This window comes from Microbacterium sp. MTN4-26, from assembly GCF_042846595.1.
GTDB classification, from domain to species: Bacteria; Actinomycetota; Actinomycetes; order Actinomycetales; family Microbacteriaceae; genus Microbacterium; species Microbacterium luteum.
Genome location: NZ_BTGO01000052.1, coordinates 1 through 919 on the forward strand (window position 1 = coordinate 1; position 919 = coordinate 919).

The 919-nt window shown below is 66.9% G+C and carries 1 pseudogene; it reads right to left on the bottom strand.

Annotated elements, in window-relative coordinates:
- Nucleotides 1-919: pseudogene (locus ACGG9C_RS17035) on the bottom strand (transketolase); the annotation flags it as partial.

The following is a 919-nucleotide window of genomic DNA, read 5'->3' on the forward strand; positions in this document are numbered from 1 at the left end:
CCCCGACGCGGCACGGGTGGACACGTCCTTGCCCGCCTCGAACACCGGGAGCGCCTCGGCGAGATCGGCGGGGAGCTCGCGCGCGTTGATGCGGTCCCACAGCGCCTTGCGCTCGGGGTGCGCGCCGGCCCACGCGTCGAACTTCTCCTGCCACGCCGCCCGCACTTGCGCGCCACGATCGGCGAGTGAACGAGTGTGCTCGAGGACGTCGTCGGGCACCACGAAGGTCTGCTCCGGGTCCCACCCGAGCACCTCCTTCGTCGCCTTCAACTCGTCCTCACCGAGCTTGGAGCCGTGGATCTTGCCGGTGTTCTGCTTGCCCGGCGAGGGCCACCCGATGATCGTCTTCAGCACGATGATCGACGGCTTCGATGCCTCGGCCTTCGCCGCCTCGAGGGCCGCGTGAAGCTCGGCGACGTCTTCGACGTACTCGCCCGTCTTCTTCCAATCCACCGTCTGCACATGCCACCCGTACGCGGCGTAGCGGGCGGCGACGTCCTCGGTGAACGCGACGTCGGTGTCGTCCTCGATCGAGATCTGATTCGCGTCGTAGATGACCACGAGATTGCCGAGCTCCTGATGCCCGGCCAACGAAGACGCCTCGCTGGTGATGCCCTCCTGGATGTCCCCATCCGACGCGATCACATAGATGGTGTGATCGAACGGCGACTCACCCGGCGCAGCCTCCGGGTCGAACAGACCCCGCTCATACCGGGCCGCGTACGCGAACCCGACCGACGACGCCAGACCCTGACCCAGCGGCCCGGTCGTGATCTCCACACCATCGGTGTGACCGAACTCCGGGTGACCCGGGGTCTTCGACCCCCACGTCCGCAGCTCCTTCAGATCCTGCAGCTCCAACCCGAACCCACCCAGATACAGCTGGATGTACTGCGTCAACGACGAATGCCCCGCCGAA